This is a genomic window from Polynucleobacter sp. MG-28-Ekke-A2, from assembly GCF_035012985.1.
Taxonomy (GTDB): Bacteria; Pseudomonadota; Gammaproteobacteria; order Burkholderiales; family Burkholderiaceae; genus Polynucleobacter.
Window position 1 is genome coordinate 45910 of the sequence record NZ_JAYGQU010000012.1, and the last position, 12093, is coordinate 58002.

Annotated in this window: 10 protein-coding genes, 6 tRNA genes and 3 rRNA genes; 14 read left to right on the top strand and 5 right to left on the bottom strand. The window is 47.3% G+C overall.

Annotated elements, in window-relative coordinates:
• The first annotated feature begins 8 nt into the window (after positions 1 to 8).
• Positions 9 to 653, top strand: a complete 645-nt coding sequence (locus VC188_RS08445; protein WP_216860861.1) for an MBL fold metallo-hydrolase — start codon at positions 9 to 11, stop codon at positions 651 to 653.
• Positions 654 to 688: 35 nt separating this feature from the next.
• On the opposite strand, the gene VC188_RS08450 is transcribed toward VC188_RS08445, so the two are convergent.
• The 3 genes from VC188_RS08450 to VC188_RS08460 all read right to left on the bottom strand — a co-directional run bounded on the left by VC188_RS08450 (position 689) and on the right by VC188_RS08460 (position 2215).
• Complete coding sequence (locus tag VC188_RS08450) at positions 689 to 874, bottom strand: hypothetical protein (RefSeq protein ID WP_041396810.1); 186 nt, start codon at positions 872 to 874, stop codon at positions 689 to 691.
• Between the two features lie 40 nt (positions 875 to 914).
• Entirely contained in the window at positions 915 to 2057 is a 1143-nt protein-coding gene (locus VC188_RS08455) for a fatty acid desaturase (protein ID WP_323483649.1), read from the bottom strand.
• An 82-nt stretch (positions 2058 to 2139) separates the two neighbouring features.
• A tRNA-Arg gene (locus VC188_RS08460) sits at positions 2140 to 2215 on the bottom strand.
• A 104-nt stretch (positions 2216 to 2319) separates the two neighbouring features.
• Between VC188_RS08460 and VC188_RS08465 the strand changes: the two genes are divergently transcribed.
• Positions 2320 to 2547, top strand: a complete 228-nt coding sequence (locus VC188_RS08465; RefSeq protein ID WP_323483650.1) for a hypothetical protein — start codon at positions 2320 to 2322, stop codon at positions 2545 to 2547.
• Between the two features lie 52 nt (positions 2548 to 2599).
• On the opposite strand, the gene rsmI is transcribed toward VC188_RS08465, so the two are convergent.
• Positions 2600 to 3493 (bottom strand): 16S rRNA (cytidine(1402)-2'-O)-methyltransferase, encoded by an 894-nt coding sequence (rsmI, locus tag VC188_RS08470; RefSeq protein WP_323483651.1) that lies wholly within the window; start codon positions 3491 to 3493, stop codon positions 2600 to 2602.
• Between the two features lie 104 nt (positions 3494 to 3597).
• Here rsmI and VC188_RS08475 point away from each other — a divergent pair, with 104 nt between their 5' ends.
• The 3 genes from VC188_RS08475 to VC188_RS08485 all read left to right on the top strand — a co-directional run bounded on the left by VC188_RS08475 (position 3598) and on the right by VC188_RS08485 (position 5257).
• Positions 3598 to 4200, top strand: a complete 603-nt coding sequence (locus VC188_RS08475) for a phosphoheptose isomerase (RefSeq protein ID WP_323483652.1) — start codon at positions 3598 to 3600, stop codon at positions 4198 to 4200.
• Positions 4201 to 4234: 34 nt separating this feature from the next.
• Positions 4235 to 4885, top strand: a complete 651-nt coding sequence (locus VC188_RS08480; RefSeq protein ID WP_215321263.1) for a BON domain-containing protein — start codon at positions 4235 to 4237, stop codon at positions 4883 to 4885.
• 78 nt (positions 4886 to 4963) lie between these two features.
• The gene (locus VC188_RS08485) at positions 4964 to 5257 is read left to right on the top strand and encodes a c-type cytochrome (protein ID WP_251368486.1); all 294 of its coding nucleotides are present in this window, start codon (positions 4964 to 4966) and stop codon (positions 5255 to 5257) included.
• 9 nt (positions 5258 to 5266) lie between these two features.
• On the opposite strand, the gene VC188_RS08490 is transcribed toward VC188_RS08485, so the two are convergent.
• Positions 5267 to 5923, bottom strand: coding sequence for a GNAT family N-acetyltransferase (locus VC188_RS08490; RefSeq protein ID WP_215321265.1), 657 nt, complete (start codon positions 5921 to 5923; stop codon positions 5267 to 5269).
• Positions 5924 to 6405: 482 nt separating this feature from the next.
• Between VC188_RS08490 and VC188_RS08495 the strand changes: the two genes are divergently transcribed.
• The 9 genes from VC188_RS08495 to VC188_RS08535 all read left to right on the top strand — a co-directional run.
• A 16S ribosomal RNA gene (locus tag VC188_RS08495) occupies positions 6406 to 7938 on the top strand.
• Between the two features lie 58 nt (positions 7939 to 7996).
• Positions 7997 to 8073: transfer RNA gene (locus tag VC188_RS08500), tRNA-Ile, on the top strand.
• A 30-nt stretch (positions 8074 to 8103) separates the two neighbouring features.
• Positions 8104 to 8179 (top strand) — tRNA-Ala (locus VC188_RS08505).
• 268 nt (positions 8180 to 8447) lie between these two features.
• Positions 8448 to 11321: ribosomal RNA gene (locus VC188_RS08510) — 23S ribosomal RNA — on the top strand.
• Positions 11322 to 11427: 106 nt separating this feature from the next.
• Positions 11428 to 11541, top strand: a 5S ribosomal RNA gene (rrf, locus tag VC188_RS08515).
• Together the 16S, 23S and 5S rRNA genes with 5 tRNA genes alongside form the textbook arrangement of a ribosomal RNA operon.
• Before the next feature lie 105 nt (positions 11542 to 11646).
• Positions 11647 to 11731: transfer RNA gene (locus tag VC188_RS08520), tRNA-Tyr, on the top strand.
• A 5-nt stretch (positions 11732 to 11736) separates the two neighbouring features.
• Positions 11737 to 11810 (top strand) — tRNA-Gly (locus tag VC188_RS08525).
• Between the two features lie 21 nt (positions 11811 to 11831).
• Positions 11832 to 11906: transfer RNA gene (locus VC188_RS08530), tRNA-Thr, on the top strand.
• 64 nt (positions 11907 to 11970) lie between these two features.
• On the top strand, positions 11971 to 12093 hold a 123-nt coding region (locus VC188_RS08535), incomplete at its 3' end, for a GTP-binding protein (protein WP_323483655.1).

Genomic DNA, 12093 nt, shown 5'->3' on the forward strand with positions numbered 1-12093 from the left:
TTGTACGTATGCCAATTAAATTAGGAATTGTTCCCGTTACTCCCTATGAGCAAAATTGCTCAATCCTAGTTTGCCAAGAGACTGGCGACGCTGCTGTGGTTGATCCTGGCGGTGATATTGAAAAGATCCTTAAGGGCCTTAAGCAGATGGGCGGTAAGGCTAAAAAGATTTTGCTTACTCATGGGCACTTGGATCATTGTGCGGCTGCGAAAGATTTGGCCGACCAACTGGGCGTTCCTATTGAGGGCCCACAAGAGGAAGAGCGTTTTTGGATTGATCAGTTACCAGAACAAACAGTGCGTTTTGGTTTTGGGCATGCCAAAGTTTTCGAGCCTGACCGCTGGTTAAATAATGGTGATCATGTTCAGGTGGGAAATATTGATCTTGAGGTATTTCATTGTCCTGGTCATACGCCCGGCCACGTTGTATTTTTTGATAAAGAAGATCGTCTAGCAATAGTTGGGGATGTTTTGTTTGCTGGTTCAATTGGCAGAACGGATTTTCCACGTGGCAATCATGCGGATTTAATTAATGCGATTAAAACGAAATTATTGCCCTTAGGCGATGACGTGCAGTTTGTTCCGGGTCATGGACCAATGTCCACGTTTGGTCAAGAGCGCAAAACGAATCCCTATGTGGGAGATGGCGCGTAGCTAATGAATCTAGCCATTTGAACTACAAGTGAGTATTAGGTTTTGGCTGAACCGGTACGATGCGTACGGTTGTATAAACAGCTGGCGCAGATCCAGCGCTGCTTGCGATTACTTGTCGGAATCCATGTGCCACCCTCAAGTCGTTTTTCACGGCTGCAAGAAGAGCAAAATTTCAGGCTCTGGGAGGTTTCTTGGGTAGCTGCTGGAGTCGATGTAGTCATGGGCAATCCGGGTAAGGCAAATCTTATACAGAGATCTATTTTACCCGTTTTGTCCCGCTGGGGCTGGGGTTAGCACAACCCGGACCGAATCGGCCGTTTTGTTCCCGTCAAAATCTAACCAAGCCTTGTTTTCAAAGTCATAGAGCTTGCACTTGCGCGCAGTATCGAAATACCAGCCCCAAGAGAACTTTTGGACAAAAATACGCTCTGGAAGGATCGTTTCTAAGGTCTGTTGGGCCTCTGGCAGGCGATAAAGCGGTACGCTCATATCCACATGGTGCGCAGTGTGCTCCATGATGTGGTGCATTAATTTGCCCCAAATCCAGTTAAAAGTCAGGTGAACGGTTGTGGATACAAATGGCTGGGCGCGTAACCACTCAGATTTCTTGTCATACCAAGAGACTTTTGGATGGGTATGGTGCACGTAAACCACAAATCCAATCATGCCGTTCCAGAACAAGAATGGCACTGCAAAGCCAGTGATCAAGCCAATCCAAATAGATTGCCCAGTAGCAATGGCTCCCGCAATTAAGCAGCCAACCCAAACGATTGCAAATGCGGTAACAAGCAAATTGTCTTTTAAGAAAATGGGACGATCACCGGGTTTGTTTTTTGCATTTGGGAAGTACTCGCGTCTCCACCAAATTTCAATGAGGTAATAAAAAACAGGACCCCAGCCGCTACGGTAAAGGCGCTCTAGAGCCTTACGCAACGGGGGAAGCGCGTCGTATTCTGATTTTGATAGGGGTGCCCATACAAAGTCAAAACCCTTTAGATTGGTTTGGCCGTGATGCACAACGTTATGACCAACATCCCACAAGCTGTATGGTGTGAGAGATGGCAAGAACGCAATACGACCTAACACTTTGTTCAGTTCGCGATTGGGTGTGTAACTTTGATGGCAAGCATCGTGACCCAATATAAAGATGCGACCTGTTACAAAACCGGCAATCAAACCAAAAACAATTTTGAGCAACACGCTCTCTACGAAGATTGTTCCTGCGATACAGCCTAGCCATAGGAAGGCATCGATTGCTAGGAGCATGATTGCGCGCCCGGTTTCGCCCTGTGCCATCGGGATTAGCCAGCTTCGAATGATTTTTCGATGCGGTAATGGGGCCTCTGGATGCAAAGGATTAGTTAAGGAAGGCTCAGAAAGGGCGGTATTTAGATGTGTAGACACGATAAGAATCAATAAGTTAGGAGCAAATGATAGCGGTTTTCGCAATTTCACGCATGATGTAGGTCAAAAACCCCTTGATTTTTGGCGCGCCCGGCAGGAATCGAACCTGCGACCCTTGGCTTCGGAGGCCAATACTCTATCCACTGAGCTACGGGCGCTAGTGGAAAAACTGGTTACCCCTCTATTGTAAGTGTCTATAACCCTTCTCTCTAGTTATAATCTCGACAAAACAACCCTGAAACCCGTCAAACGATAAATTCTTATGAGCAATGAGCACGGAAGTCTAATTAAGTCCCCAAAACAACTCATCATCATGGTGTTCGCAAGCTTTTTCGTGCCACTCATCATCATTTTGTTGTTAATGGTGTTTGTGAACAATGGCAAGCGCGCAGATTCATCTGCATCTGCTGATCAAATTATTAAGCCAGTGGGGCAACTCAATTTTAAAGATGCTAGCGAGCCTGCAGCTCCCGCAACTAGCGTCAAATAAGTCCTTAGCGCACATTTAAAAGCTGGCCTTGTGCCAGCTTTTTTATTTTCATTTATTCACTCTTTGCATCTAAGGCAACTTGGTAGGCTTCTTTTTTTGTGAGGCCTAAAGTTTGCGAAAGAACGGCAGCAATTTCTTTGCTCCCCATATAAGGGCTCAGCGCATTAGCCCACAACAAGAGAGCTGAATGCTCCGGAGTCTCATCGCTATTGGCTGATCGCCCTGCAACCACGATGACAAATTCACCCTTAAGGCTCTCTGCCGCCTCTAGCCAGTGAGTAATATCTTGCGCTTGAAGTGGCACCAACTGCTCAAATTTTTTGGTTAACTCACGGCAGACTAAAAGCTGACGATCAGCCTCTAAATTTTTTGCAAGCAATGCAAGCGTTTCTTTAATGTGGTGCGGAGACTCGAAAAAGATGCTTGCCTTTTTGCTGCTGGAGATATCCTGCAGCAGAGCATCACGCTCTTTAGCTTTATTGGGCCAAAAACCTAAAAACTGAAAGCGCCCTTCTGAATGATGCATCACTGAGCCGGCCGCCGAGATAGCGCTTGATACAGCGCTTGCGCCCGGAATGGGAATTACTCTGAGCCCTGCTTTTTGAACCTCATTTACCAGCTTTGCCCCTGGGTCCGAGACTCCTGGGGTGCCAGCATCTGAAATATAAGCCCAGCGCTCATTGTTCAAGAGGTGTTGTATGACTGTTTGAGCACCGCCAATTTCATTGTGTTCGTGCAACGCTAAACATTTTTTATGAATGCCAAATTGTTGGAGTAATGCCGCACTATGTCTAGTATCTTCACAAGCAATCCCATCGACTGAATTGAGAACATGCAGGGCGCGTAAAGTAATGTCGCCCAAATTGCCGATAGGTGTCGCAACCATATACAGGGCTCCTGCAGGTAAATCCTGCTGCTTTAAAAAATCGAAAGAGCTAAGTTCCATGGGGGCTGCCTGCAAAAAGTTAAACAATTGGTAAGAGGATACGTTGCTTTTGGGATAAGCTGATTGCTACTGAAATTAGGACATCTTTGGCGCATAATATTGTTATGGAAAAAGATATCAACGAACGTTTGCGTCTGCGTGCCTCCCAGCATTTTCTGGACAGCATTGCCGTGAAACAAGAGGCTGAAAAACTGCTCCCCGAATCTGTTGCTAGGGGCGTACTGGCAATGGTCGATTGTTTGCGGGCCGGCGGTAAGATCATGGCCTGTGGCAATGGCGGTTCTGCAGCCGATGCGCAGCACTTTGCAGCAGAGCTCGTTGGTCGCTTTGAAAGGGAGCGCCAAGAGTTGGCTGCAATTGCTTTGACGACCGACACTTCAATTCTTACGGCCATTGGAAATGACTATAGCTACGATGAGATTTTTAGCAAGCAAGTTCGCGGTCTTGGAAAAAAAGGCGACGTTCTGTTGGGTATTTCAACCTCAGGGAATTCGAAGAACGTGATTAAAGCCATTGAGGCTGCCAAAAAGCTTGGTATGAAAGTCATCGCATTCACTGGCAATGGTGGTGGCAAGATTGCACAACTATTAGATAAAGATGATGTCCACTTGTGTGCACCATCTACGCGAACTGCGCGCATTCAAGAAACGCATTTGGTTTTGCTACATGCTTTATGTGATGGCGTAGATCACGTACTACTCGACTGAAAATTATTGTTACTTCAATACAGAAATTACCCAAATGAAAATCTCATTCCTCAGAAAACTGTTTCTCGCTACTCTCGTTGTTTCACAACTTTCTGCATGCGCAGTGGTTGCTGTTGGTGGGGTAGCGGCGGGCGCTGCCGTTATGGCGGATCGACGCACACCAGCCGTGCAAGCAATTGACAAAGGGATTGAGTTAGAGGCAGAGAATGCGCTAGCAAAAAGATTTGGTGATAACGCACACATTAACGTGACTTCGTTTAATCAAAAAGTATTGCTCACTGGCGAAGTGAAGGATGCTGATATTAAGGGTGACGCAGGAGCTTATGTCAAGGCGATGAAGAATGCGCGCTCCGTGTTTAATGAATTGGTTGTTGGGCCAAACAGTAACTACACATCACGCGCAAATGACTCTTATCTGGAGTCTAAGATCAAAACACAAATGGTCTTTACTGACCAGTTACCGTCAAACTCTATGGTTATAGTGGCGGAAGGGGGTAGCGTCTATCTTATGGGGATCTTAACGCAAAGTGAAGCTGACCTTGCCAAGAAAATTGCGAGCAATACCAATGGCGTAAAAGATGTTTATGTTTACTTCGACATCATTTCTCAAGAAGAAAAAGTTCGCTTAGAAAAGCAAGGCAAAGCAGATCAAACTCAATCTAGTAGCCCTCCAAAATTTCAATAATTTTTTCGTAGGTTGTCGATGCTAAAAAAGCGAGTGATTGTAAAAATAGTTTTTTTATTTACAACGCTCGCTCTTTTCATGTCTGTTGCGCAGGCGAATGTTGAAGATGAGAATGCATTCGTACTTGCAAAACAAAACGCTTGCTTGGGTTGTCATGCAGTGAATAAAAAAATTGTGGGCCCTAGTTTTCAAGCGGTGGCAGAAAAATATAAAAACGATTCAAACGCTCAAGTATTTTTAAAAAATAAGATTGCTAAAGGGGGGTCTGGTTCATGGGGCGTTGTACCTATGCCGGCCAACTCAAAATTAAGTAATGCAGATCTATCTACATTAAGCGGCTGGATCTTGCGTGGAGCGCCCTACAAAAACTAGAGCTGTAAATTAGCGCGCTAAGCCTGGTCTGCCTAGAAACCACCACCAGGCTTCATTAGAGCGCTTGAGGTTTTCTTTTAGGGCGTAGTCCATGCCAGCCCACTGCTCATTGGCGGCCTCTTCCACAATAGTTGCGGTATTTGCTGGGGGCAGCTTAAGGCAAGCATCAGCATCGCCATAGGCGTACTCAACTGTCATCCCTGCCTTTTGCGCCAGATGCATCATGGCTTTGTTATTGGCAAGGCAATGAACGTAAAGGGTTTCAATGCTGGTATTGCGTGAGTGAACGGCTGAGCGTTGTAACAATGCTGTGCCCAGGCCCTGAGAGCGCCCTTCTGGTAGCACTGACACACCAAATTCAGCAGCTCGTGCCTCGCCTTTGTGCTCTGGCAAATAGGCTAAATGGGCCATGCCAACAAGTTTCAGATCTAAGTTGAAAACACCAAAAATGACATCCCGATTGAAATCTAGACCCTCAACATAGTGACGAATCACTTCGTCGGGGGTCTGAGTACCAAATCGTAGACGTCTATCTTCATCATTAAGTTGCAATAAATGATTCAGTATTTCCTGTTTATATCCAGCGTGAAGTTCGCGAACAGGCACAGCTCTCCCGGCAGAATGCGGGCTTGAGGGTGAGTGGCTATTCGCTAATTTATTGTGCATAGCAATATTTTAGCAGGGATAAGGGAAAATTTCAGGGTTTTCCCTATGTTTGTTGGAAATACGCCAAATAAGAATGAAAAAACAGCGTAATTTTTGGGTTGACTAGGCCTAAACCTTAAAAAATAGGATTTTTTTAAAAAAAGTTGAAATTTTTTTTAAAATCTAAACCATTGTTTTAATTGACTATATTTTTAAAGTAAGAAAAAACTTAGCCTTTTTTAAGTAAAAGAGTACGAAAGGTGTTGACGACCCTGAAAATGTGGGATATAGTCTCACCTCTCTGCTGAATGTTTTATGAAATACGAAACAAGTCAGCCCTCTTTAAAAATTAGTCAACCGATAATTGTGGGTACTAAGTGAAAGCATCCAGTCCTTCGGGACAGATGTAAATAAATAGTACTCATAGACAGTAAAAAGATTTGGTTTTATTACCAAGTCAATTTCTTGAATGAGTGCGACGATCCGCAAGGATCACAGGAATTGAACTGAAGAGTTTGATCCTGGCTCAGATTGAACGCTGGCGGCATGCCTTACACATGCAAGTCGAACGGCAGCACGGGTGCTTGCACCTGGTGGCGAGTGGCGAACGGGTGAGTAATACATCGGAACGTACCTTATCGTGGGGGATAACGCAGCGAAAGCTGTGCTAATACCGCATACGCCCTGAGGGGGAAAGCGGGGGATCGAAAGACCTCGCGCGATTAGAGCGGCCGATGCCTGATTAGCTTGTTGGTGGGGTAAAAGCCCACCAAGGCGACGATCAGTAGCTGGTCTGAGAGGACGATCAGCCACACTGGGACTGAGACACGGCCCAGACTCCTACGGGAGGCAGCAGTGGGGAATTTTGGACAATGGGGGAAACCCTGATCCAGCAATGCCGCGTGAGTGAAGAAGGCCTTCGGGTTGTAAAGCTCTTTTGTCAGGGAAGAAACACCGGCTCTAACACAGTCCGGGAATGACGGTACCTGAAGAATAAGCACCGGCTAACTACGTGCCAGCAGCCGCGGTAATACGTAGGGTGCGAGCGTTAATCGGAATTACTGGGCGTAAAGCGTGCGCAGGCGGTTATACAAGACAGGCGTGAAATCCCCGGGCTTAACCTGGGAATGGCGCCTGTGACTGTATAGCTAGAGTGTGTCAGAGGGGGGTAGAATTCCACGTGTAGCAGTGAAATGCGTAGATATGTGGAGGAATACCAATGGCGAAGGCAGCCCCCTGGGATAACACTGACGCTCATGCACGAAAGCGTGGGGAGCAAACAGGATTAGATACCCTGGTAGTCCACGCCCTAAACGATGCTGACTAGTTGTTCGGGATTTACATCCTGAGTAACGTAGCTAACGCGTGAAGTCAGCCGCCTGGGGAGTACGGTCGCAAGATTAAAACTCAAAGGAATTGACGGGGACCCGCACAAGCGGTGGATGATGTGGATTAATTCGATGCAACGCGAAAAACCTTACCTACCCTTGACATGTCACTAACGAAGTAGAGATACATTAGGTGCTCGTAAGAGAAAGTGAACACAGGTGCTGCATGGCTGTCGTCAGCTCGTGTCGTGAGATGTTGGGTTAAGTCCCGCAACGAGCGCAACCCTTGTCTTTAGTTGCTACGCAAGAGCACTCTAAAGAGACTGCCGGTGACAAACCGGAGGAAGGTGGGGATGACGTCAAGTCCTCATGGCCCTTATGGGTAGGGCTTCACACGTCATACAATGGTGCATACAGAGGGTTGCCAACCCGCGAGGGGGAGCTAATCTCAGAAAATGCATCGTAGTCCGGATCGTAGTCTGCAACTCGACTACGTGAAGCTGGAATCGCTAGTAATCGCGGATCAGAATGTCGCGGTGAATACGTTCCCGGGTCTTGTACACACCGCCCGTCATACCATGGGAGTGGGTTTTGCCAGAAGCCGTTAGCCTAACCGCAAGGAGGGCGACTGCCACGGCAGGGTTCATGACTGGGGTAAAGTCGTAACAAGGTAGCCGTATCGGAAGGTGCGGCTGGATCACCTCCTTTCTAGAGAAAAGATGCTGAATCCTAGTGCCCACACTTATCGGTTGACAATAAAAGCCACGGGTCTGTAGCTCAGCTGGTTAGAGCACTGTGTTGATAACGCAGGGGTCGTAGGTTCAAGTCCTACCAGACCCACCACCAGCCAGAAACAAGACTTAGTGGGACGTTGGGGGATTAGCTCAGCTGGGAGAGCACCTGCTTTGCAAGCAGGGGGTCGTCGGTTCGATCCCGTCATCCTCCACCATCATCTAAATGTCAAAACTAAGCGAATATTTAATCGTTTAGTTTTGCCATTTATGGCTGTTCTTTAAAAATTTGAGTAAGCAAAGTGTCAAATGTTTCTTTGAGAGGACATTTGACAATGTAATAAGGGTAAAGATTGAATCATCAATCAGTAATACAAACGAGTTTTACCAAGTTCTTAACAAAGTACTTACAGTTTGGATTACGGCAAACATGTCAGAAGTAGAAGTAAAGCCTTTAACAGGTACTAGCAATGGTGCTCGTTATAGGATCAAGTGAATAAGTGCACATGATGGATGCCTTGGCGATTACAGGCGACGAAAGACGTTATAACCTGCGATAAGCCCCGGGGAGCTGGTAAATAAGCTTTGATCCGGGGATTTCTGAATGGGGAAACCCACCACTTTTGTGGTATCCATACCTGAATACATAGGGTATGAGAAGCGAACCTTGTGAACTGAAACATCTAAGTAGCAAGAGGAAAAGACATCAACCGAGATTCCCAGAGTAGTGGCGAGCGAAATGGGAACAGCCTTCTAGTGATATCTCAGTAATTAACAGAATGGAATGGAAAGTCCAACAATAAAGGGTGATAGTCCCGTATGTGAAAATTATTGAGTGGTACTAGGCTAGAGACAAGTAGGGCGGGACACGTGAAATCCTGTCTGAATATGGGGGGACCATCCTCCAAGGCTAAATACTCGTAATCGACCGATAGTGAACAAGTACCGTGAGGGAAAGGCGAAAAGAACCCCGGGAGGGGAGTGAAATAGATCCTGAAATTGTGTGCATACAAACAGTAGGAGCCTCGTAAGGGGTGACTGCGTACCTTTTGTATAATGGGTCAGCGACTTACATTCAGTAGCAAGCTTAACCGAATAGGGAAGGCGTAGCGAAAGCGAGTCCGAATAGGGCGCTAGTTGCTGGGTGTAGACCCGAAACCAGTTGATCTATCCATGGCCAGGTTGAAGGTGCGGTAACACGTACTGGAGGACCGAACCCACTAACGTTGAAAAGTTAGGGGATGAGCTGTGGATAGGGGTGAAAGGCTAAACAAAACTGGAAATAGCTGGTTCTCTCCGAAAACTATTTAGGTAGTGCCTCGTGTATCACTGTAGGGGGTAGAGCACTGTCATGGTAGTGGGGTCCATTGCGGATTACTGCGCCATAGCAAACTCCGAATACCTACAAGTGCAAGCACGGGAGACAGACATCGGGTGCTAACGTCCGGTGTCAAGAGGGAAACAACCCAGACCGCCAGCTAAGGTCCCTAATATATGCTAAGTGGGAAACGAAGTGGGAAGGCTAAAACAGTCAGGAGGTTGGCTTAGAAGCAGCCATCCTTTAAAGAAAGCGTAATAGCTCACTGATCGAGTCGTCCTGCGCGGAAGATGTAACGGGGCTAAGCATATAACCGAAGCTGCGGATCACAGCAATGTGATGGTAGGAGAGCGTTCTGTAAGCCTGTGAAGGTGTCTTGTAAAGGATGCTGGAGGTATCAGAAGTGCGAATGCTGACATGAGTAGCGATAAAGGGGGTGAAAAGCCCCCTCGCCGTAAGCCCAAGGTTTCCTGTTCAACGTTCATCGGAACAGGGTGAGTCGGCCCCTAAGGCGAGGCAGAGATGCGTAGCTGATGGGAACAAGGTTAATATTCCTTGACCATTGTTAGATGCGATGGGGGGACGGATCGCGGAAAGTTGTCCGGGTGTTGGAAGTCCCGGTTCTTGCGTTGGAGATGGCTATTAGGTAAATCCGGTAGCGTAATTCAAGGGCGTGAGACGAGCGAATTTATTCGCGAAGCAATTGGAAGTGGTTCCAAGAAAAGCCTCTAAGCTTCAGTCTAACAAGACCGTACCGCAAACCGACACAGGTGGGCGAGATGAGTATTCTAAGGCGCTTGAGAGAACTCAGGAGAAGGAACTCGGCAAATTTGTACCGTAACTTCGGGATAAGGTACGCCCTGGTAGTTTGACCCTGTACAAGGGGAGGACGAAAGGGTTGCAATAAAAAGGTGGCTGCGACTGTTTAATAAAAACACAGCACTCTGCAAACACGAAAGTGGACGTATAGGGTGTGACGCCTGCCCGGTGCTGGAAGATTAAATGATGGGGTGCAAGCTCTTGATTGAAGTCCCAGTAAACGGCGGCCGTAACTATAACGGTCCTAAGGTAGCGAAATTCCTTGTCGGGTAAGTTCCGACCTGCACGAATGGCGTAACGATGGCCACACTGTCTCCTCCTGAGACTCAGCGAAGTTGAAATGTTTGTGATGATGCAATCTACCCGTGGCTAGACGGAAAGACCCCATGAACCTTTACTGTAGCTTTGCATTGGACTTTGAATCGGTCTGTGTAGGATAGGTGGGAGGCGTTGATAACAGGATGCTAGTTCTGTTGGAGCCAACCTTGAAATACCACCCTGATTTATTTGAGGTTCTAACCTTGGCCCGTTATCCGGGTCGGGAACAGTGCATGGTAGGCAGTTTGACTGGGGCGGTCTCCTCCCAAAGTGTAACGGAGGAGTACGAAGGTACGCTTGGTACGGTCGGACATCGTACCTAAAGTGCAATGGCAAAAGCGTGCTTAACTGCGAGACCGACAAGTCGAGCAGGTGCGAAAGCAGGTCATAGTGATCCGGTGGTTCTGTATGGAAGGGCCATCGCTCAACGGATAAAAGGTACTCTGGGGATAACAGGCTGATACCGCCCAAGAGTTCATATCGACGGCGGTGTTTGGCACCTCGATGTCGGCTCATCTCATCCTGGGGCTGTAGCCGGTCCCAAGGGTATGGCTGTTCGCCATTTAAAGAGGTACGTGAGCTGGGTTTAAAACGTCGTGAGACAGTTTGGTCCCTATCTGCCATGGGCGTTGGAGATTTGACGGGGGCTGCTCCTAGTACGAGAGGACCGGAGTGGACATTCCGCTGGTGTACCTGTTGTTTCGCCAGAAGCATCGCAGGGTAGCTATGAATGGAAGAGATAACCGCTGAAAGCATCTAAGCGGGAAACTTGCCTGAAGATGAGATCTCCCGTAGGTTCAACCTACATAAAGGGTCGTTGAAGACCACAACGTTGATAGGTCGGGTGTGGAAGTGCAGTAATGCATTAAGCTAACCGATACTAATTGCCCGTTAGGCTTGATCCTATAACCAGCACTATTGTGTTGGATGTTTGCCAGATTTAATCTGCATCCTTATTACATGCTTACTCAAATAGAGTTGTTGATTTAATCAGCAACTCGACCCTCTACGCCCGGTGACCATAGCAAGTTGGAACCACTCCTTCCCATCCCGAACAGGACAGTGAAACGACTTTACGCCGATGATAGTGCGGATTACCCGTGTGAAAGTAGGTAACTGCCGGGCACCAATGCGACGCCCAGACCCTCTTAGGTCTGGGCGTTTTTACTTGTGCAAAGCGTTTAGAGATATTGACAGAAACTCCATTTGGAGTCAGAATATTGGGTTCGCGGAGGGGTGTCCGAGCGGCTAAAGGAGGCAGACTGTAAATCTGTTGGCTATGCCTACGTAGGTTCGAATCCTACCCCCTCCACCAGATGTGCGGGATTAGTTTAATGGTAAAACAGCAGATTTCCAATCTTCGGTCAAGAGTTCGATTCTCTTATCCCGCTCCAGAATTTGTTGCATTAGATTTCGCCCATGTGGCTCAGTGGTAGAGCACTCCCTTGGTAAGGGAGAGGTCGGCAGTTCGATCCTGCCCATGGGCACCATGTTTGATTTTATTAATTGTGTATTTCGTGTTTGGTTTAAGAGTTAACTAAAGGCAGATTAAAAATGGCAAAAGAAAAATTCGAGCGGACAAAACCGCACGTAAACGTAGGCACCATCGGTCACGTTGACCACGGTAAAACCACATTGACAGCAGCAATTGCAACCGTGCTTTCTAAAGCATTCGGT

Excerpts from the sequence above, each read along its gene's own strand:
- VC188_RS08445 (WP_216860861.1), top strand. The coding sequence starts at position 9 with ATGCCAATTAAATTAGGAATTGTTCCCGTTACTCCCTATGAGCAAAAT.
- VC188_RS08450 (WP_041396810.1), bottom strand. The coding sequence starts at position 874 with ATGACTACATCGACTCCAGCAGCTACCCAAGAAACCTCCCAGAGCCTG.
- VC188_RS08465 (WP_323483650.1), top strand. The coding sequence starts at position 2,320 with ATGAGCAATGAGCACGGAAGTCTAATTAAGTCCCCAAAACAACTCATC.
- rsmI (WP_323483651.1), bottom strand. The coding sequence starts at position 3,493 with ATGGAACTTAGCTCTTTCGATTTTTTAAAGCAGCAGGATTTACCTGCA.
- VC188_RS08475 (WP_323483652.1), top strand. The coding sequence starts at position 3,598 with ATGGAAAAAGATATCAACGAACGTTTGCGTCTGCGTGCCTCCCAGCAT.
- VC188_RS08480 (WP_215321263.1), top strand. The coding sequence starts at position 4,235 with ATGAAAATCTCATTCCTCAGAAAACTGTTTCTCGCTACTCTCGTTGTT.
- VC188_RS08485 (WP_251368486.1), top strand. The coding sequence starts at position 4,964 with ATGTCTGTTGCGCAGGCGAATGTTGAAGATGAGAATGCATTCGTACTT.
- VC188_RS08490 (WP_215321265.1), bottom strand. The coding sequence starts at position 5,923 with ATGCACAATAAATTAGCGAATAGCCACTCACCCTCAAGCCCGCATTCT.